This window comes from Acidimicrobiales bacterium, assembly GCA_035533095.1.
In the GTDB taxonomy this organism is placed as follows: domain Bacteria; phylum Actinomycetota; class Acidimicrobiia; order Acidimicrobiales; family Palsa-688; genus DATLUM01.
The window spans coordinates 19,123-38,618 of record DATLUM010000065.1 but is presented as its reverse complement, the minus strand read 5'-3'; the positions used below and the strand labels follow the sequence as shown (position 1 = coordinate 38,618).

At 68.8% G+C, this 19,496-nt stretch carries 17 protein-coding genes; 9 read left to right on the top strand and 8 right to left on the bottom strand.

Annotation, left to right across the window (positions count from 1 at the left end; translation table 11 throughout):
- Positions 1-288: 288 nt before the first annotated feature.
- The 3 genes from VNF71_08390 to VNF71_08380 all read right to left on the bottom strand — a co-directional run bounded on the left by VNF71_08390 (position 289) and on the right by VNF71_08380 (position 2,140).
- A complete protein-coding gene (locus tag VNF71_08390; protein ID HVA74569.1) occupies positions 289-708 on the bottom strand; it encodes a rubrerythrin family protein in 420 nt (139 codons plus the stop codon).
- Positions 709-711: 3 nt separating this feature from the next.
- The gene (locus tag VNF71_08385) at positions 712-1,158 is read right to left on the bottom strand and encodes a transcriptional repressor (GenBank protein ID HVA74568.1); all 447 of its coding nucleotides are present in this window, start codon (positions 1,156-1,158) and stop codon (positions 712-714) included.
- Positions 1,159-1,222: 64 nt separating this feature from the next.
- Complete coding sequence (locus tag VNF71_08380) at positions 1,223-2,140, bottom strand: DMT family transporter (GenBank protein HVA74567.1); 918 nt, start codon at positions 2,138-2,140, stop codon at positions 1,223-1,225.
- Between the two features lie 125 nt (positions 2,141-2,265).
- Here VNF71_08380 and VNF71_08375 point away from each other — a divergent pair, with 125 nt between their 5' ends.
- Both VNF71_08375 and VNF71_08370 read left to right on the top strand, forming a co-directional pair.
- Positions 2,266-3,396 carry a glycosyltransferase family 4 protein gene (locus tag VNF71_08375; GenBank protein ID HVA74566.1) on the top strand — a complete coding sequence of 377 codons (1,131 nt, stop codon included), beginning with the start codon at positions 2,266-2,268 and terminating at the stop codon, positions 3,394-3,396.
- Positions 3,393-4,298: a PIG-L family deacetylase gene (locus tag VNF71_08370; GenBank protein ID HVA74565.1), complete on the top strand. Its 906-nt coding sequence runs from the start codon at positions 3,393-3,395 to the stop codon at positions 4,296-4,298. The genes VNF71_08375 and VNF71_08370 overlap by 4 nt, the downstream gene beginning before the upstream one ends.
- On the opposite strand, the gene VNF71_08365 is transcribed toward VNF71_08370, so the two are convergent.
- Complete coding sequence (locus tag VNF71_08365; GenBank protein HVA74564.1) at positions 4,295-5,368, bottom strand: phosphotransferase; 1,074 nt, start codon at positions 5,366-5,368, stop codon at positions 4,295-4,297. The genes VNF71_08370 and VNF71_08365 overlap by 4 nt on opposite strands.
- 113 nt (positions 5,369-5,481) lie before the next feature.
- On the opposite strand from VNF71_08365, the gene VNF71_08360 reads away from it, so the two are divergent.
- From VNF71_08360 to VNF71_08350, 3 genes are read left to right on the top strand one after another with little or no spacing between them, the layout of a single operon-like run.
- On the top strand, positions 5,482-7,149 hold the full coding sequence (locus tag VNF71_08360) for a glycerol-3-phosphate dehydrogenase/oxidase (GenBank protein HVA74563.1): 1,668 nt from the start codon (positions 5,482-5,484) through the stop codon (positions 7,147-7,149).
- Positions 7,146-8,666: an FAD-binding oxidoreductase gene (locus VNF71_08355; protein ID HVA74562.1), complete on the top strand. Its 1,521-nt coding sequence runs from the start codon at positions 7,146-7,148 to the stop codon at positions 8,664-8,666. The genes VNF71_08360 and VNF71_08355 overlap by 4 nt, the downstream gene beginning before the upstream one ends.
- On the top strand, positions 8,663-10,108 hold the full coding sequence (locus VNF71_08350; protein HVA74561.1) for an FGGY-family carbohydrate kinase: 1,446 nt from the start codon (positions 8,663-8,665) through the stop codon (positions 10,106-10,108). The genes VNF71_08355 and VNF71_08350 overlap by 4 nt, the downstream gene beginning before the upstream one ends.
- A 31-nt stretch (positions 10,109-10,139) precedes the next feature.
- Here VNF71_08350 and ligD read toward each other — a convergent pair whose 3' ends face one another.
- Entirely contained in the window at positions 10,140-11,036 is an 897-nt protein-coding gene (gene ligD / locus VNF71_08345) for a non-homologous end-joining DNA ligase (GenBank protein ID HVA74560.1), read from the bottom strand.
- Between the two features lie 4 nt (positions 11,037-11,040).
- Positions 11,041-11,829 (bottom strand): Ku protein, encoded by a 789-nt coding sequence (locus tag VNF71_08340; protein HVA74559.1) that lies wholly within the window; start codon positions 11,827-11,829, stop codon positions 11,041-11,043.
- 17 nt (positions 11,830-11,846) lie between these two features.
- On the opposite strand from VNF71_08340, the gene VNF71_08335 reads away from it, so the two are divergent.
- Positions 11,847-12,845 (top strand): DNA double-strand break repair nuclease NurA, encoded by a 999-nt coding sequence (locus VNF71_08335; GenBank protein HVA74558.1) that lies wholly within the window; start codon positions 11,847-11,849, stop codon positions 12,843-12,845.
- A 2-nt stretch (positions 12,846-12,847) separates the two neighbouring features.
- Positions 12,848-14,449, top strand: coding sequence for an ATP-binding protein (locus tag VNF71_08330; protein ID HVA74557.1), 1,602 nt, complete (start codon positions 12,848-12,850; stop codon positions 14,447-14,449).
- Here the strand turns inward: VNF71_08330 and VNF71_08325 are convergent, their stop codons facing one another.
- Both VNF71_08325 and VNF71_08320 read right to left on the bottom strand, forming a co-directional pair.
- On the bottom strand, positions 14,450-15,145 hold the full coding sequence (locus VNF71_08325; protein HVA74556.1) for an NUDIX domain-containing protein: 696 nt from the start codon (positions 15,143-15,145) through the stop codon (positions 14,450-14,452).
- A gap of 11 nt (positions 15,146-15,156) precedes the next feature.
- Positions 15,157-15,945, bottom strand: a complete 789-nt coding sequence (locus tag VNF71_08320) for a nuclease-related domain-containing protein (protein HVA74555.1) — start codon at positions 15,943-15,945, stop codon at positions 15,157-15,159.
- Positions 15,946-15,967: 22 nt separating this feature from the next.
- Between VNF71_08320 and VNF71_08315 the strand changes: the two genes are divergently transcribed.
- Positions 15,968-17,134 (top strand): metallophosphoesterase, encoded by a 1,167-nt coding sequence (locus VNF71_08315; GenBank protein HVA74554.1) that lies wholly within the window; start codon positions 15,968-15,970, stop codon positions 17,132-17,134.
- Positions 17,135-17,140: 6 nt separating this feature from the next.
- Positions 17,141-19,453, top strand: a complete 2,313-nt coding sequence (locus VNF71_08310; GenBank protein HVA74553.1) for an SMC family ATPase — start codon at positions 17,141-17,143, stop codon at positions 19,451-19,453.
- Positions 19,454-19,496 lie beyond the last annotated feature (43 nt).

The window sequence follows — 19,496 nt, the reverse complement described above, 5'->3', positions numbered from 1 at the left end:
ACTCCTCAGCCGCTCGACTCCTCAGCCGCTCGACTCCTCAGCCGCTCGACTCCTCAGCCGCTCGACTCCTCAGCCGCTCGACTCCTCAGCCGCTCGACTCCTCAGCCATTGCGCCCGCAACTGGGTAGCCTAAGTATGGTTTTGGGATACTTAGGCTACCCAGAAGGTCGGAACTCGGCCGCCCGAGGGTGGCCGAACCTGGGCGAGCGGAGCGGGTCCTGCACTCGCTCGGGGCTCTCGGAAGAAAGCGCGCCAAGCGGATGCAGGTCGCCGCCGTCTCGCCGGGCCCTAGCTGACGTTCGAAAGCCCGCTGGTGAACCGTCCGGCGTGGCTCTTCTCGGCCTTGGCCAGCGTCTCGAACCACTCGGCGATGCTGTCGAAACCCTCGTCGCGGGCGGTCTTCGCGAAGCCGGGATACATCTCGGTGTACTCGTAGGTCTCGCCCTCGATGGCGGACTTCAGGTTGTCCTCGGTTGCACCGACCGCTACGCCGGTCACCGGATCCCCGATCTCCGCGAGGAAGTCGAAGTGACCGAAGGCGTGGCCCGTCTCGCCCTCGGCGACCGAGCGGAACAACGCCGCGACGTCCGGGTATCCCTCGACGTCTGCCTTCTGCGCGAAGTACAAGTACCGGCGGTTGGCCTGGCTCTCGCCGGCGAACGCCTCCTTGAGGTTCGAGTGTGTCTTGCTGTCCTTGAGTGACGGCATCGGCTATCTATCTCCTTCTGGGGTTGTCTGGGGATCTGCGTAGCACTCGGCGCACAGGCCGCGGAACACGACCTCCGCGCTGCCGACCGTGAAGCCGTGGCTCTCCGCGGGCGGAGCTTCGATTGCGCTGTAGTCGGCGTAGAGGTCCCTCACCTTGCCGCACCGTGTGCACACGAGGTGATGGTGCGAGTCGACGTTCGGGTCGAACCTGGTCGCACCCGTGCCTAGATCCAGTTGCTGGATCTCGCCCATGGACGCGAGATCGTTGAGCGTCTGATACACCGTCTTCAACGACATCGTCGGCATCCGGGTACGCGCCTCGACGTAGACCGCTTCAGCGCTGGGGTGGGCTTCCGCCCCCCAGAGCACGTCGAAGATGCACTCGCGTTGCGGGGTCACCTTGAGACCCCGTTCCCTGAAAAGGAAGACCATCTCCGCCGGGGAACGCATATGACAAAGGTTAGTAGATAACAATCCTTGTTGACAAGTGGACGCTGCTAGCGACCGCCACGCGCTACCCGAGATCGCCAGCGCTACCCGAGCTGCCGGCGGCTTCTTGCGCGACACCAGGGGTCCTGGCGACCTGGATGACCGCTGCGCCCAGCAGTATGACGAGCAGGGCAAGGACGACCCCGCCACCGGGACCGCTGCGAATGTGCTCGTCGTAGACCACCACTCCGACGACGACGCTCAGAAGGGGGTCCACGGTGGCCACGGCGGGCAGGCTGGCGGTGATCGGGCCCGCCTGGAACGCAAGCTGGTTCAACAGCAGTCCCAGTGCACCGACGATCAAGACGACGTACAGCTGCCAGCTGGTGAACACGTCGAGCGGCGACCGGGCCACTATGTCGGTGACTGCCTTCAGGAGCGCTGCAAGAGCCGCGTAGATCGTCCCGACCGCTATGCCGAGCAGAGCCGCCGACCTGCCGCCGCGCCGCTGGCGGCGACCCAACTCGACGCACACCCCGGCCAGGACGATCCCGCAGGCGCCGACCACCGCCGCCGGCCAGTGGTCGGCCGACTCGTGGCGGTGCGCATTGTTCCCCGAAGCCGCGAGCACGACGAAGCCCGCCAGTGCCGCGCACAGAACCGTCGCCCAGGCCATCTGCCGCCCGCTGATTTGGTGGTGCTCGTGGAATTGGCGGAGCACGAGGGCGAACAGGAGCCCGCTCACCAGCAGAGGCTGGACCACGGTGAGCGCGCCGATGTGCAGCGCGAAGACCTGCAGCGTCAGCCCGACGACGTCACAACCGATACCACCGAGCCACAACGGGTGCGAGAGCATCGACCCCACGAATCGCCGCAGCTTCCCCAGATGCATGCTCTGCGCGTCCGGCTGGTGCCCGGCGCTTACATGCTTCAGCGAGCTCGATAGAGCGAAGGCGAACGCCGCGCCCAGCCCCAGGGCGACGACGACCCAATCATGGAGCACTGTGCTCCCTCGAACGGGCCTGGTCGAGCAGGTGAACGATCATGTGGCGCATGGGTCGTACAGGTAATGTGTCGCTAGATGGAACATAGGCGACGCCTCGGGGCGCGGCGGTGAAAGTCGCTCACGTGAGCGACTGTTATCTACCTCGCCTCGGGGGGATCGAGCGCCAGGTCCACGAGCTGGCGATCCGCCAGCGAGACGCCGGGCACGACGTCGTCGTGGTCACATCGGCACCTGGAGACGGTTCGCGTGCCGCGGACGGCATCCAAGTCGTGCGACCGGCCCGGGGCGCCTCCCCGACCCGGATGCGCTACGAGTGGTCCGTCGTCGGCTGCAAGGCAGTTCTTCGAGGTGGTTTCGATGTAGTGCACGTCCACGCGTCGAGCTTCTCCCCGCTCGCGTTCGTCACCGCGTCACGAGCCTCCGCGGCCCGCCTCCCGACCGTGGTCACAGTCCACTCTCTGTGGGCGGGCGCGACTCCGCTGTTCCAGGCCGCAGATCGTCTGGCTCGATGGGGCGAGTGGCGCGTCGCCTGGTCGGCCGTCAGCTCACCGGCCGCGGAACCGCTCAGGCGTATCCTCGGAGGCCGAACGCCGGTGACCATCCTCCCCAACGGGGTCGATGCGGCGGAATGGAAGGTGCAGGATCTGCCCCGCTCGCCCGATCGAGTCGTGGTCGCGACTGTCGGCCGGCTCGCGGTGCGCAAGAGACCGGGGCCGCTGCTCCGCATGCTCCGCGAGGCGAGAGCGCGGCTGCCTGCAGACATACGCCTCGAGGCGATTCTCGTGGGAGACGGGCCGCTGCGCCGGCCTTTGGAGCGTTACGTCGAGACGACCGGCATGGCCGATTGGGTTAGCTTGCGTGGGCCTGCGACCCACACCGAGCTGAGGGACATGTACGCCGGCGTGGACTTCTACATCGCCCCTGCGACACTCGAGTCCTTCGGCATCGCCGCCCTGGAGGCCCGTTGCGCCGGGCTTCCCGTGGTCGCTCACCGCGGTTCCGGCGTGTCCGAGTTCATCGTCGACGCAACCGACGGCCTGCTGTCCTGCGGCGACGCGGAGATGGTGGACAGCATCGTCAGGTTGGCTGGTTCGGAGTCCTTGCGTGGATGCATGCGCACCCATGCTCGTGCTGTCCCGCCGCCCGTCTCGTGGCCGGGCATCCTCGACGCGACAGAAGCGTTGTACGACCGCGCACGCGCTGTCGCCGGAGCCAGCGAGGACCCGCGGCGCAAGCTCGCCCTGATCGGGTGACCTTCACCATCGTCTTCTTCCACGCCCATCCTGACGACGAGGCTCTGCTCACCGGAGGGACCATGGCCCGTCTTGCCGCCGAGGGACACCGGGTCGTGCTCGCCGTGGCAACTTGCGGTGAGGCGGGACTCGCCTCCCAAGAGTTCACCGCCGGCGGTCGGCTCGCGTCGGCTCGCGCTTTGGAACTCGAGGAATCCGCGAGGTTGCTGGGATGCGCACGACTCGAGATCCTCGGCTATGCGGACTCCGGGATGGACGGCACCGACGCGCCCGTCGACGGCTTCTGCCACCTTCCTCCGGAGGTGCCCGCGCACCGCCTCGCGGCATTGTTGTTCGAAGAGCAGGCGAGCGTGCTCGTCAGCTATGACCCCGCCGGCGGGTACGGTCACCCCGATCACGTGCAGGTACACCGGGTGGGCAGGATCGCGTCGTCGTTGGCCTCGGTCCCTGTGCTGCTCGAAGCGACGGTTGACCGGCGAGCGCTTCAACGGGCTCTCAAGGCCGTGACCTGGTTCCGGCCGAGATCGTCGGAATTCGAACCCTCCCGCTTCGACAGCAGGTACGCCGACCCGTCGACCATCACGCATGCTGTCGACGTGCGCCCGTACACGGACCGCAAGAGAGCAGCCATCGCGGCCCATGCCAGCCAGGCGAGTGCCGATCGCGAGGACAGGACCATCGCATGGCTGCTGCGCCTCCCCGGGCCGGTGTTCCGGCTAGCGATGGGAAGGGAGTGGTTCACGGAGGTAGGCCGCCTACCCGGTCGCCGACGCCTCCACGACCCGCTGGCATCGCTGCACGACCCGCAGGCATCGCTGCACGACCCGCTGGCATCGCTGCACGACCCGCTGGCATCGCTGCACGACCGGACTCCTCCGCGACGGCGAAGCCGGCAGCCCTAGCCGCCGGCGACCGCGGAGCGGGCGGTGTCGAGGTCCGCGTAGGCCGCCGAGAAACGCTCGATGGTCGACACGCAGACGTCAACAGGCTGGAAGCTGCCCGCCGAGATCGTGTGCATCCACGTACCCAGGCCGAACGCCGGCGTCGACCGGTAGCGATCCCACGCAGGACCGGCACCGGGTGGCTCGACGCCGGCGCCGGCCAATAGCTCGAGGTAACCCGCAAGCAGGTCTCGTTCGTGCGCGCGCCGGTCCTCGATCGAGAGGCTGCTGACCATGAAATAGCCGACGTCGTGCGACCAGTTGCCGGTGCGCACGAGCTGCCAGTCGTAGAAACCGGTTCGATATCCGGGCAGCGCGTACGTGTTTCCGGGGTGCGGGTCGCCGTGCAGCACGGTCTGGGGACCAGTTGCGGCGAGGGAGGCGCTGCGCCGGAACTGACGTTCTAGGCGGATAGCGTCGACGGACCGCGGGAGGTTGAGTCGCGGTGCCCCGTCTTTCAACCGCCTGATGCCCCGGGCGAGGCTCGCAGCGGACACGGGCGCCCACCGTTTGCCGAGACGCCAGGGACGTAGGAACTGTAGGCCGGGGGGTAGCGGGCTCTCCCAGAAGGCGCCGTGTAGAGATGCCAGACCGGCGAGCCCGTCGCGCACCTCGTCGACGGTGAGAGCCGTGGTGGCCTGGTTCGGCCGCGCGCCGAGCGAGGTGACGTCGTCCATCACGACGATCGCCGCCAGCCGTGCCAGGTCGATGCCCGCGTCGTAGGTCAGCGGATGCTCGATGGGTAGCAGAGCTCCCGACAGTGCCAACCGTGCTTCGGCGGTGAGCGCGCCAAGGGCGGCGAGAGCGAGCCTGTGCATGAGGGGACCTTCCCGCTTGACGAACACCGAGGGTGGTCCTTCGTGCGACGATCCGGTTCCGTACGAGAGGCGGAGGCGCGCCCTGCTGTTCGTGCCGTCGACGGCGTCCTCGACCGTGACTGCGGACACGACGACCCCGGGATGGCGCCCGGACAGCGCTGCGGTCATCCACGCGGGCGAGATGTCCGACCACCGGCGCGGGACGGGAAGCACGGGCGCAGATCCTGCCAGGTGGCGTCCGAGTGTCGCAGGATTCGAGGTTGCAGGCTCGGCCGCCGCAGACCACAGCCTCGGCCGCCGCAGACCGCAGGCTCTAGGGTTGCGCCGTGACCGTGCCGTTCGACCGCCGGCGCTCCTTGGAGCGCCTAGCCGCAGAGAGGTTCGATGTGCTCGTGATCGGCGGAGGGATCACGGGCTGCGGGACCGCTCTCGATGCCGCTGCGCGCGGGCTGCGCACCGCGCTGGTGGAGGCGCGGGATTTCGCCTCGGGGACATCTTCGAAGTCTTCGAAGATGGTGCACGGAGGCCTGCGTTACCTCCAACAGCACGACTACCGGTTGGTGTACGAGGCTCTGCACGAGCGCCAACGACTCCTCACGAACGCGCCGCACCTGGTGCACCCTCTCCCCTTCCTCGTGCCTCTCTTCGGCAAGGACGGAGTGGTGTCAAAGAGCGTGGCGAAGGCGTATTCGGTCGCGCTGTGGACCTACGACCTCACGGGCGGTATCCGTATAGGCAAGCGCCACCGACGCTTGGACGCCAGCGAGGCGCTCCGCCATTTTCCGTCAATTAGGACCGACCAGCTGGTCGCGTCCTTCCTCTACTGGGACGCCCAGGCCGATGACGCTCGCCTCACCCTCGCGATTGCGCGCACCGCAGCGGAACACGGCGCGGTGCTCGCCAACTACTCGCCTGTTGCGGAGATCGTGCAGGAGCGTGGCCGTGTGGCGGGCGCCGTCCTCGCCGACGGCACCCGGATCCAGGCGGGCGTGGTGGTCAACGCCGGCGGTGTCTGGTCGGAGAAGGTGGCGACCCTCGACGGGCACGCGGCCGGCAGCCCGGTGGCCATCCGGCCCGCGAAAGGTATCCACCTGACCGTCCCTGCCTCGAAGCTCCCGTGCGACTTCGCCGCCGTGCTCGCGGTGCCGGGGGACCGGCGATCGGTCTTCGTCGTGCCGTGGGCCGCCGATGAGGCCGAAGGGCCCGACGGTTCGCGCCGCTTCACGTACATCGGCACCACCGACACCGACTACGACGGCCCCCTCGACGATCCCCAATGCGATGCCGGTGACGTCGAGTACGTCCTGCGCGCCGTGAACCGCTGGACTTCGGCCGGGTTGACGCCGGCGGACGTCACCGGCAGCTGGGCCGGGTTGCGCCCGCTCGTCAGCGACGCCCGCAACTCCAGGACGGCGGACCTTTCGCGCCGCCACTCCGTCACGACCTCGCCCAACGGCCTCGTCACCGTGACCGGAGGGAAGCTCACGACGTATCGCCTGATGGCCGCCGACACCGTCGGCGCCGCACTCCGTGTCCTCCCCGATGCCAAGGGCGCGCGTCGCCGTTCGAGCACTGCTCGCCTGAGCCTCGCCGGCGCGCCGGTGTCGGCGCCAAGCTCGGGGCGGGACTCCGGGGACCCGGTATCGCAACACCTCAGTGGCCGTTACGGGAGCGAGGCGGCCGAGATCGCCCGCCTGTGCCGGGAGCTACCTGGCCTTGCCGACCCGATCTCGGACTCGCTGCCGTATCTCAAGGCTGAGGCCGTGTTCGCGGCCCGTCACGAAATGGCCTTCACGCTCGACGACGTCCTGTCGCGCAGGACCAGGGCACGCATCCTCGACAGGGAGGCGGCGGCATCCGCGGCGTCGTCCGTCGCGCAGCTGCTCGCCGCCGAGCTCGGGTGGGACGGTGGCGAGACGGCGCGTCAGCTTGCAGCGTTCGAAGCCGGGATCGAGTCGGACCGCAGAGCCTTTCAGGAGCTAGCTTCGAGATGACCGGTCGTGACGTGCCGGCCGAGCTCGGAGCGGACGCGGCGGGCCGGCCTTCGAGGTTCTCCGGCTCGACCGCCGCAGCCACCCCGGCCGACGAGCTCATCCGGCGCCTCCGCGACGTGTGCAGCTCCGTCGAAAGCAGCGACGAGGCCAGGGTGCGTGCCGGGCGGGATTGGTGGCCGCTGTCGGTGGTGTGGGCCCTCGAAGGCACCAACCCCGCGATCCCCACCGCTGTCGTGAGACCTGCCGACACCACCGAGGTGTCCGCTGTGCTCCGTGCGTGCAACGACGCCAACGTCCCCGTCGTCCCCTTCGCCGGCAGGAGCGGCGTCTGCGGAGGAAGCATCCCAGTATTCGGTGGGATCTCGCTCGACCTCACCGGGCTCACCGGGATCACCGACGTCGACGACACCTCGCTTCTGGTCACGGCGAAGGCGGGAACATTCGGCGACGAATTCGAAGCCCAGCTGCGATCGAACCACGAGATGACCGCCGGGCACTGGCCGCAGTCGATCGCGCTGTCGACTGTCGGTGGATGGGTTGCGTGCCGGGGCGCGGGTCAGTATTCGACGCGCTACGGCAAGATCGAGGACATCGTCGCCGGCCTCGAGGTGGTTCTCGCCGGCGGGACCGTGATCCACACCGGCGGCAAAGCACCCCGTGCGGCCACAGGTCCCGATCTCACACAGCTGTTCGTCGGCAGCGAGGGCACTCTCGGCGTCGTCACGGGGGTACAGCTGAGAGTCCACCCGGCGCCGCCGGCCGAACGGCGGTCCGTGTACGGGTTCCCGACATTCGAAGAGGGGCTGGAGGCTTGCCGGTTGGTGATGCGGCGGGGCGCGACGCCGGCCGTGCTCCGGCTCTACGACGCTGCGGAGTCGCGCCGTAACTTCGAGGTCGACGGGGAAGCGGTTCTCGTGGTGATCGACGAGGGCGACCCCGCGCTAATCGATGGCGTCATGAAGGTCGTCGACGAGGAGTGCGCCCGTCAAGGGAGGACGCTCGATGCCGGAATCGCAGCTCGTTGGCTCGAGCACCGCAACGAGCTTCCGTCGCTCGACTCGCTCGTGCGCGCTGGGATCATCGTCGAGACCGTCGAGATCTCCGGGATCTGGGCTGCGCTTCCCGGCATCTACCGGGCCGCTACCGAAGCGCTGCGCGCGATCGACGGGACGATCACCGCCTCGGCGCACCAGTCCCACGCCTACACCGACGGGGCGTGCCTTTACTTCACCTTCGCCGGCCGGCCCGAGTCCCCAACGAACGGTGCCGGCGAGGCCTACTACCGCAAGGCGTTCGGAGCGATCATGCGTGCCACCGCCGAGCGGGGCGGCGCCATCTCCCACCACCACGGTGTCGGGATCAACCGTGCGGGATACATGGCGGACCACCTCGGCGGCGGCTTCGACGTGCTCGCTTCGATCAAGTCCGCACTCGATCCGAACGGCATCTTGAACCCAGGCAAGCTGGGACTTCCGTCGCCGTTCGGCGATATCCGCAAGGAGTGGCCCGAACCGTGAGCATTCTCGTCATCGACGTGGGAACGAGCAGCGTGCGCGCCGCGATCGTGCGCCCCGACGCGACCGTCGAGCACGTCCGCCGCCGCCCGCTTCCTCCGCACGTACCGATGCCGGGTCTGGTGGAGTTCGATCCCGCCGCCATGGCTTCCGCCGCGATGGAGGTCGCGCACCAGGCCCTGGACGCGGGTGGTCCGGTCGACGCTGTCGGCGTCACGGCTCAACGGTCGTCGGCGATCGCGTGGGATTCCACCACCGGCGAACCGCTCGGTCCCGGTCTTGGTTGGCAGGACCTGCGGACCGTCGGTATGTGCCTGGAGTTGCAGGCCCAGGGAGTCCGTTTCTCGCCGAGCGAGGCGGCGACGAAGTTCGCCTGGCTTCTCGAGCAGGCCGGCCCAGACCGGTGCGCGCACGCGAAGCTCGGTACGGTCGACTCGTGGATCGCGTGGAACGTGAGCGGAGGTCGGCTGCACATCACCGACCCGAGCAACGCGGGGGTGACGGGCCTCTACAGCCGTGACGGCCTCGGCTGGCGCCAGGACCTCCTCGACAAGCTCGGGCTGCCGCCGGATTCTCTCCCTCGGATAGTCGATTCCAGCGGCGAGCTCGGCGTTGCCAGCGAGCTTCCCGGAGCCCCCCCGCTGTGCTCGCTCATAGGGGACCAGCAGGCGTCCCTCGCGGGGCAGGGCTGCACGGGACCGGGCCTCGCCAAAGCGACGTTCGGCACGGGAGCGATGCTCGATGTGTGCACCGGCGACTCGAGACCGGGGTTCTCGACCCGCGGGGGAGGCGGCTGTTTCCCGATAATCGCCTGGCAGCGGGAGGGGCGCATCACGTGGGGTGTCGAGGCGATCATGCTCGCGGCGGGAACGGCCATCGACTGGTTGGTGGAGGATCTGGGTCTCCTCTCGAGTCCCGCCGAGTCCGAAGCCGTGGCGGGCGAGTGCGAGGAAACCGGCGGGGTGGTGGCGGTACCGGCGCTGCTCGGATTCGGCACCCCCCAATGGGATTTCGGGGCGAGAGGCGCGCTGTTCGGGCTGACACGAGGTTCCGGCAGGCCGGAGATCGTGCGCGCCGTGCTCGAAGGAATCGCCCATTCCGGCGCCGACCTGCTGGAGTCCGCGGAACAGGACGCCGGCCTGCGCGTCGAGCGCCTGCGCGTCGACGGTGGCATGAGCGCCAACCAGGTGTTCGTGCAGGCACTGGCCGATGCTTGCGACCGGCCGGTGGAGGTCTCACGTGAGCTGGAGGCGACGACGCTCGGGGCGGGGCTGCTCGCAGGTCTCGCCGTCGGCACCTGGAAGGGGATGGACGACATCGCCGCCACGTGGAATCCCGCGCAGACCGTTGAGCCGAGCGGCCGGCCCAATTACCGGGACCGTTGGCGGGAGGCAACCAACCGCGCCGCGAAGTGGTACCCGGACCTAAGCGCGCTCGAGTTCTGAAGAGGCTCGCGCCGCTCGCGGCGCAGACTCTTCAGAGGGGCAGTTCCTGGCGACGCTCCAGGACGGGTGCGTGCAGGTCCCCCAACCGTTCGACCCGTTCGAGCACCTCCTGTGGCCCGAAGCGCAGGATTGAGGCGTCTCGCGAGGAGAGCGCGTGATCGAGCTCGTCCCAGGTGACCGGTGTCGAGACGCTCGGCCGGTCGAGTGCCCTCACCGAATAGACGGAAACCGTCGTCTTCGACGCGGTGTTCTGGCTCCAGTCGATGAGCACCTTGTCTTTGCGTATCGACTTCTCCATGTTGCTGACGACGAGGTCCGGGTGGTCGCGTTCGAGAAGCTGGGCGACCGCTTGCGCGAAGGGTTTGACGCGGTCGTAACCGGCGCCGCAGTTCAGGGGTGCGTATATCTGGAGGCCCTTGCTGCCAGAGGTCTTGGGCCACGTCTCCAATCCGAGCCGTTCGAGCGCCGACCGGAGAATGAACCCGACCTTGGCGCAGGTGAGTATGTCGGCGGGCGCTCCGGGGTCGAGATCGAACACGACCGCGGTGGGGACTTCGAGGTCGGGCGCCCGGGCGAGGCTCGGGTGCAACTCGATGGCGGCGAGGTTTGCGACCCACACGAGCGCCGCCGGCTCGTCGAGAGTGCAGTAGCGGACGTCGCCCATCTGGACCGACTCCACCCATGCCGGGTGATGTGACGGACAGTTCTTTTCGAAGAAAGACTGCCCGTCGACGCCGTTCGGCCACCTTCTGAGGGTTATAGGGCGGCGCGTGAGGTGCGGGACCATCACCTCCGCGACTCGGGAGTAGTAATCGATCAGCTGCCCCTTCGTGAAGCCGGTCTCGGGCCAGAGCACCTTGTCCAGGTTCGACAGGCTGAGGGTGCGCTTGCCTACGTGGACCTCGACCCGCTTCTGTCCCGCCGCCACGATCTCAGGCCGACCGCTTCTTCGCTCTCGCGAGGCTCTCCTCGAGCGCGGCCATCAGATCGACGACGGGGGCAGGAGCCGCCGGGGTTTCGGGAGCCACGATCTCCTCACCCTCGGCTTTCGCGTCGATGAGCGCGAGAACCTTCTCGCGATAGTCGTCGCGATACTTGGCCGGATCGAACGGAGCCGACAACGACTCCACCAGCTGCTCCGCCATCTTCAGCTCCCTGTCGGTCGGTTGCATGTCGGCCGCGCTCGGCACGTCGAGGTCCGCAGGATCGACCACCTCGTCGGCGAAGAGCATGGTCGACAGGATCAGCACCCCGTCGCGTGCGCGCATGGTCGCGAGGTACTGCTTGGTGCGAAGCACGAAGCGGCCGATGGCCACCTTGCCCGTGCGTGACATGGTCTCGACCAGGAGGGCGTACGGTTTCTCGGCCCGGCCGTCAGGAACCAGGTAATAGCTGTGCTCGAAGTAGACGGGATCGATCTCGGCGAGATCGACGAATTCCTCGATGTCGATCGTGCGGGTCGCCGCGACATCGAGGCCCGCGAGCTCTTCGGGCGTGACCGTGACGTAGCGCCCCCCGCCCAGGTCGTACCCCTTGACGATGTGGCTGTAGTCGACTTCCTCGCCGTCGATGGAGCAGACCCGCTTCTGGTTGATGCGACCGCCGTCCTCGTCGTGCAGCTGGTGGAACCGCACGTCCTTCGGCGAGGTCGCTGTGGTCAGCTTCACCGGCACGTTGACCAGACCGAAGCTGACCGATCCGCTCCATATGGCCCTGGGCATGAGAACATTCTTCCCCGATGTTCGAAGCGGCGCACTCCGATACAACCCTTGTGGCAACCGGCACCCGCCTGGCGGAGATCCTGGGTGGCGAAGGTCCGCAGCTGCGCGAGCCGGGTCGAAGCGACCTCGAGTTCGAGCCCGACATTCGCCTGAACACGCTCGAGCGCCGAGGGGAACCTCCCGACGTCTGGGCGGTCGACGGGGGCCAGGCACTCGTCGCGGACGCCCGGTGCGTCCAGGTGTACGCCGCGCGAGCTTCCCGTGTCCGCTGGCAGGCGGGGCGTTGCACCGTGGAGGACGAGGGCACGCTGCGCGTCTGTCTTTTCGGAATGGGAGAGGAGAAGCGTGCGCTGGCAGGATCGGACGCCCCCGTCTCACCCGAGTCACCGGTCGATGTGAATCTCCTGCGCGACTGGCTGGAGTGGCAGGCGGTCGCGTCGTGCGTGCAGGACACGCTCCCAGGGGGTGTCGTGCTCGTCGACGGGGATCTGCAGCCCGACTGGCGCATCTCCTCGGCTTGGCTCGAGCAACTCCTTTCCACGGCCGCGAGCCGCGGGGTCGTCGTCGCCGGTATCACGAAACACACCTCGCTCACATGGGGCGGCGCTCCACTGCTGGGGCGGCTCGAACGGCTCGCCGCCGACGAGCTCGGCCCACGCTCGTGCTGGTGGGCTCCGGTTGCGCGTACCCGTCCCGATGTCGGAGCCGGGATTCAGGTGGTGGTGGCCAGGCTCGATCCCGACGCGCGGTTCTCTTTTCGCGTCGACCTGCCGGGCTCGCTTGGGCGGGCGGAAGTCGAAGACCTGCTCGCCACGATCTCGGCGTTGTGCGACGATGCCGCCTTCCCTGGCTATCCCTACCCGCTCAGCGTGGCCGACAGGCTCGCCGCCTGCCCCTCCCACGTCCGCGAGGAGGTGTGGGCGTCGATCGAGGACGTGCTCGATTCGGCGGGAGTGCCCTGGGACGTGAGAGAGCGGGCGTTCGCGGACCGGCACCGATTGATGGAAAGGGCGTGATGATGGGTTTCGCGGCGACGGCGCGGCGGGTCAGAGGCAGGCTGTACGGGCGGAACGTGCTGGAAGGAACCTTCCGGGCGGCGCCCGACGAGGATCTCTTCATAGGCGAGCTCCTCGTGGGTGTCGACCCGGTAACCGACCGCCGCTACCTCTTCCGGGTCGTCGACGTCACGTACGGATCCGAGCACCGCGAACCGGGCTGGGCCGAGCGGGTCGCCGGCACGCTGCTCGCCGACGACGAGCGCGGCGAAGCCGGGATTCACCCGCTGCACGAGCAGGACCGGCGCACGTACCGGATCGCCGACTGCCGCTGCCTCGGATACCTCGCCCCCCCGGAGTCGGGATCGGGGCCGCGCGAGACCTTTCGCAAACCCAAGAGCCTGCCGACCCAGTTCTCCGCCGTCGTGGCGCCCGAAGCCGAGGACTTCGCTTTCCTGTCCGAGAGGATGGGCGATCTTCCGATCGGGCGCCTGCGCAGCGGAGAAGCCGTCGTCGACTTCACGGTGGGGATCCCGGGCTCCTCGCTCGCGACCCACATCGGGGTCTTCGCCACCACCGGCATGGGCAAGTCCAACCTCATGCAGGTTCTGGCCGCGGGAGTGATGCGTGCCAACGGCCGCTACTCGCTGCTGCTGGTCGATCCCCACGGCGAGTACCGCACGGCTTTGACCCGGCACCCCTGGGCGTCGGAGTCACTTCGCGTATATGCCAACCGCTCGCTTCCAGGCACTTCCGCGTTGAAGATCAGCCTCGCCGAGCTCACCGTCGACGATCTGCGCACTGCCTACGACTGGAGCCGCCCGCAGGAGGAGGCTCTGTACGAGCTCGAGCGACACTACGGGACGGCGGGCCTGGCGTGGCTGGCAGATTTCGCTGCCGTCGAGGATCTCACGGGCTTTCGCGACGTGGAGATCTCATCGCGCGTCGCGCTGAACACGCTCCAGGTTGTGCACCGCCGGGCCCGGCGGATCGTGGATCTCCGCTGTGTGGCAACCGACCCCGGGCTGTCCGCCGGCGGTCGGATAATCGACGACCTGCTTTCAGGCAAGGTCGTGCTCGTCGACGTGAGCGGGTTGGGGTCGACGGAAGAGGTGCTGGTGGCGTCGTTTCTCGCCCGCCGCGTCCTCGAGACGTGGCAGGCCGCGTACCTCGACGACGCCGACCGGCACCAGCGAATGCCGGTGGTGTCGATCGCGTTGGAGGAGGCGCAGAGGGTGCTCGGCGCCCGGGGCGACAGGGAATCGAACGTCTTCCCGCGCGTCGCACGCGAGGGACGCAAGTTCAATGTCGGGCTCTGCGCGGTCACCCAGCAGCCGAAGCTGCTCGATGACGAGTTGCTGAGCCAGTTCAACACCTTCTTCATCCTCGGGCTCGCAGACGAGAAGGATCGCAACATGCTGCGTTCCTCCGCGAAGCAGGACATCAGCGCTCAAAGCGCGGAGATCCAGACGCTCATGCCGGGTGAGTGCCTGCTCGTCAACCTCCACGCCCCCTTCGCGGTGCCGGCTCTGGTCGACCTCTACTCGGACCTCGCACGCTCGACGCCGGCGCCTCCCGCGCCCAGACCGTCGGCCGCCGCGAACACCTCGGCACTTGTGGACTGACTAGCCGTCCACCTCGACCCGCCAGCCGCCGGCCGTCATCCACATCCGGCGCCTCGGCCCGGGCCGCTCCAGGTCCCCGTCGGCGTAGCCGGCGTCACCGGCCCACATCGTCGCCGCCAGGCGCCCGGACCCGTCCAGCGCCACCCTCGTCTGGAACCGCTCCGGCTCGCGCGCCGCCGCTTCCGAGATCGCCTCGGCGACCGTCTTCTTGGTGCTGAGCCACCACAGCGTCATGAAGGTCGGCGGCGCCAGCTCGATCTCCCCGCTGTCACGGGCGGCCATCGCCTCCACCGGCGCCAGCCACCGGTGCTCATGGATCTCCCCCTGGTCCACGACGATCTCGCCGCCCGCCGGCGCGAGGAAGAACCACGTGGCGAACCTCCGCGGAGCCTCCGGCGGAGGCAACCAGAACGAGTGAGTGACGAGCGACGACTCGTCCAGGTCGAGGTCGGCCTCCTCCTTGGCTTCGCGCACCGCCGCCCGGCGCGCAGCGGCGATCTCGGCCGGGCTACCCGTGCCGAGATCGCCCTCGCCTGGGGGATCTCCCGCTGGCTGCACGGAGTCCGCTTGGTCGACCTTGCCACCGGGGAATACCCACATCCCGCCGAACGCGCCACGAGAATTCCTCCGGAGCAGGAGAACCTCCAGCCCGTCACGCTCTTCCCTCAGGGGCACCACCGTGGCTGCCGGCACCATCCCTCCGGCGCCTACCGCCTCCCGTCCACCTGCCGGCTCGGTTCCCTCGGATCTCGCTTCGACCGGTACCACCCCCCGTATGGACTGCTACATCTTGCCGGTGCGAGCTGCGACTCCGCCAAGCGGGCCAGCCGGCGCACCTCGGAACGCCTGCACCTGCGCCGCCACGGCGGCCAGCCAGGCCGCGTGAGAAGGCCGACCAGGCTGCCGGCCGGGACCACCCGCACTCCCCCGCTTCTCACGCCGCGCCGCGGCAACCCCGCGCCGTGAACCGCCACGACAGCCCGGACCCTCACACCAAGCCGTTCCTCGACCACCGACGCCTCGAAGCGAACCGGCCCGGTGTCGAGACGGTGATCCCCGAACCTCACGCCGCCGAGTCCCCGGCGAGCCCGCCCCCGCTTGGTCTTGGAGTCGACGACCCACACTCCCGTCGGGCCGATCACCAGGTGATCGACGTTGGACCTGCTCCCCGGCACCGCAAGATCGTGGAGGACCACCCACTTGCGGTCGGGCAGGCATTCCAGCATCCGGGCGGTGGCCACCTCGCCGGCCGCGCCCCGCAACCACCGCTCGGGGTCGGGGCTGGGCCGCATCCACAGGGCGGAAACCAGCAGCACGATGGCGCCGGCAAACGCCGCGTTGCCGGCGTCGCCCCCGAGACGAAGCGCCAGCCAGCCGAGGCCCGCCGACGCAAATGTTGCGGCAGCACAGCGCGTGAACGCTCGCCGGCGCTCCCGGACCTCGGTCCGGTAGCACTCCAGCGCCGAGCGCCCGGCACGGGCGGGCTCGTTTCGCACACGACCACACTACGAGGAGCAAATGACATGCTTGGTATTCGTCCTACCACTCTGGTTTGCTGGGGGCATGCGTGTTGCGGCGATAGGGGACGCGCACCTCGGGCGCTCCTACCTACCCATCACCACGGCTGGCGGGGTCAACCAGCGGGAGGTCGATTTCGAGCAGTCCTTTGAGGCCGCCGTGGACCTCGCCCTGGCCCAGGAGCCGGATCTCGTGGTCTGGTTGGGCGACGTGTTCGACCACCCGCGACCGACTTACCGAGCGTTCCGGGTGGCGCAGCGCGGCATGGCCAAGATCCGCGAGCACGGCCTCAAGGCAGCCGTCATAAGCGGCAACCACGACACCCCGCGCCTGCCGGGCACGGGCAGCCCCTACTCCGCGCTGGCCGACACGTTCCCAGAGATGCACTTCGCCCACCGCCTCGCCTACGAGCGCTTCGAGGTCGCCGGGCTGGTCATCCACGCCGTCCCCCAGATGATGACCGTCGAGGCGGCTCTCGAGGCTCTCGACGAGGCAGCCCGCCGGCGCGATCCCGGCCGGACCAACCTGCTCCTGACCCACCCGAGGCTGGTCCAGCTCCAGCCGCAGCATGCGGACATCAACGAGATCGAGGTCGACGCCGGACGCCTCCGCTCCGACCTCGTGCTCCTCGGTCACTACCACTCCTTCGCACGTGTTGCGGACGGTATGTGGTATGCCGGCTCCACCGACACCTTCACTTTCGCCGACGATCCCGGCACCGCCAAGGGAATCGTCGTGCTCGACACCGACAGCGGCGAGTGCCGCCACGTGCCGCTCGAGGGATGCCGGCCTCTCGTAACCCTCGAGACCGTGTACGCGCTCGGTCTCTCTCCGCGCGAGCTGCAGGAGCGGGTGCTCGCCCGCGCGTCCGAGGTCCCAGTCGGTGCGGTCGCCCGGCTGTACATAGACGGGATCGACCCCGACGTGTACCGCATGCTCGACATGCAGGAGATCCGCGACGCCGCCGCGGCTGCATTGGCGCTGAGGCTGGAACCGCAGTTCGTGGCTACGACCATGCATGCCGAGCTGCCCACCGTGACGACGCTCGGAGCCCAGTGGGACGGCTACCTCGAGGGTCAGGACCTGACCGGCCTCGACCGCAAGCGGGTGCGCGACCTCGGTCACGACTACCTGGATGGGGCGATCGTCGCCGCCGGGGGGAGCTGACCGGCGTTGCTGCTCACCCGGATATACCTGCGGAACTTCCGGGTCTACGAGGACGAGCTCGACCTCGAGATCCCGCCCGGGCTCGTCGGCATCTACGGGCCGAACGGGGCGGGCAAGTCGGCGTTGCTGGAAGCGATCCTGTTCACGCTGTGGGGGAAGTCCCGCACCAACAAAGAGCAGGTTCGCTCCTCAGGGGTCGGCGGGGACTGCGTCACGGAGGTGGAGTTCGAGCACGAGGGGCACCTCTACCTCGCGCGACGCACGCTGAAGGGCATCAACTCGACCGTCAGCGTCGAGATGCACTGCGACGGCCTTCTCATGTCGACCGGTATCCGGGATGCCGAGCGCTATGTCGAATCGGTGCTCGGCATGGACGACGCCGCGTTCAGGGCATCGGTGTTCGCGGAGCAGAAGCAGCTGGCGGCGTTCTCCAACCAGGCGCCGGCGGACCGCCGCAAGCTGGTGCTCCAGCTTCTCGGCGTGACCCCGCTGGACACCGCGCGCGACGCCGCCCGCCGCGACGCCCGGCAGTTGTCCGCCGACCACAACCGCCTCCGGGGAATGCTCGCCGACGTGCCCGCCCTCGAAGTAGAGGTGTCCGACGCAGAAGCCAGGGCAGCTGCTGCGGCGGTGGTCGCGGCCGACGACGGAGCGGCTGCTGAAGCAGCAGACGCCGCACTGGAAGCAGCAGCCGGCGTCGTAGCGGAGCAAGACCTGCGCCGGCAGGAGCATGAGGCGTTGGTGCTCGAGGGCAAGGCCGCCCGCCACGAACTGGACAGCGCGACGGCGGCGCTCGGCGAACAGCGGGCAGAGCTGCAGCTGCTGGACGGCGCGGCACAGGAGTTGGTCGAGCTGGCGCTGCTGGCTGACGGGTGGGCGGAGTCAGAACTCGAACTTCGCCTGCTGGAAGCGGTCCTCAACGCTGCCGGCGCGCTCGGCGCGCTCCAGCTTCCCCCTGAGCCCCCGGTACCGGATCTCGAGCGTCTCGAGGTGGCCCGCGCCCGCTGCTCCCAAGCGCGCGAGGATGCCGCCCGCGCTACGGCCCTTGCAGATTCGGCCGCATCGGAGTTGGAGCGCGCGCGCCAGACGGTGGAGCGGTCCACGGGACTGTCCGCGGAGGCTGACTGCCCGGTGTGCGGCCAGGCGCTCGGCGACGCGTTCGAAACCGTCCAGGCCCACCGCGCGTCCGAGTTGGCTGCAGCGCAGCAGCGCCACCGCGAGGCGGTGGCGAGCTCGGAATCGGCCACCGGCATCGCCGGCCGAGCGGCGCGGGATCTCGCCGGCTACGAGAAGACGGCACACGAGATGACCAAGGCGCGGGCGGACTGGGAACGACTCGCCGCGCGGCGCGCGGATGCGGAGAGTTCCTTGGCCGGCGCGTGGGAGAAGCTGGTGTCCGAGTGCCCGCGCTGGGGTGGCAGCGCTCGCCCCCTCGGAACCCTCGAGGCAGAGACGACGGCACTGCGCTCGCTCCTGGACGCCAAGCGAGCCGCCGGCGCCAAGGCCGAACGGCTGCAGGGCATGCTCGCACGCCGGCCTGCCCTGGAGGCGTCGATCGCGTCGACGTCGGAGAGGTTGGAGATCGCCACCCAGGAGGTCATGGCCCTACGCGAAAAGGTGCGCGCTCTGGGATTCGATTCCGACGCACTGCGAGCGGCTAAAGAAACGCAGGAGACCGTGGCGGCCGCCCGGCGGATGGCGTCCAAAGCGGCCGCGGAGTCCGCCCTGGTCGCGGCTCGCGAATCCGAACGGGCGGCCGGAGCCGCCAAGCGACTGGAGGAGGCCCGCGAGCAGCACGCCAAGCTGTCGAGGCTCGAGTCGGACGCCCGCCACACCGCCCGGGTGGCAGATCTGCTGTCGGAGTTCCGCAACACCGTCGTGGCGTCCGTAGGGCCGCGGCTGTCGACTCACGCAGCTGAGCTCTTCGCAGAGCTGACAGACCGCGAATACGACGAGCTGCTCGTCGATCCTGATACGTACGAACTGCAGATCAGCGACGGCGGGAGGGTCTTCGGACTGGATCGTTTTTCCGGGTCGGAGATAGACCTGGCAAATCTGGCCTTGCGGGTCGCGATCAGCGAGCACATCCACTTCCAGTCGGGCGGGTCGGTCGGGCTGCTGGTGCTCGACGAGGTCTTCGGGCCGCTCGACGAGGACCGCAAGGCCCGCATGCTCTTGGCCCTGGAGCGGCTTCGCGCCAGGTTCCGCCAGGTGCTGGTCGTCACACACGATCCGGAGATCAAAGAGCAGCTCCCGAACGCGATAGAGGTGGTGAAGCTCCCCGGTCGCAGGGCGACGGCAAGACCGGTAGTTCGGTAACCTCGGCCTTCGCCCAGCCATGAGCCAGATGGACCCGGGAGCG

Bases quoted from the DNA above. Each gene is read 5' to 3' on its own strand.
- VNF71_08390 (HVA74569.1), bottom strand. From the start codon at position 708: ATGCCGTCACTCAAGGACAGCAAGACACACTCGAACCTCAAGGAGGCG.
- VNF71_08385 (HVA74568.1), bottom strand. From the start codon at position 1,158: ATGCGTTCCCCGGCGGAGATGGTCTTCCTTTTCAGGGAACGGGGTCTC.
- VNF71_08355 (HVA74562.1), top strand. From the start codon at position 7,146: ATGACCGGTCGTGACGTGCCGGCCGAGCTCGGAGCGGACGCGGCGGGC.
- VNF71_08340 (HVA74559.1), bottom strand. From the start codon at position 11,829: ATGCCCAGGGCCATATGGAGCGGATCGGTCAGCTTCGGTCTGGTCAAC.
- VNF71_08335 (HVA74558.1), top strand. From the start codon at position 11,847: ATGTTCGAAGCGGCGCACTCCGATACAACCCTTGTGGCAACCGGCACC.
- VNF71_08330 (HVA74557.1), top strand. From the start codon at position 12,848: ATGGGTTTCGCGGCGACGGCGCGGCGGGTCAGAGGCAGGCTGTACGGG.
- VNF71_08325 (HVA74556.1), bottom strand. From the start codon at position 15,145: ATGGTGCCGGCAGCCACGGTGGTGCCCCTGAGGGAAGAGCGTGACGGG.
- VNF71_08315 (HVA74554.1), top strand. From the start codon at position 15,968: ATGACATGCTTGGTATTCGTCCTACCACTCTGGTTTGCTGGGGGCATG.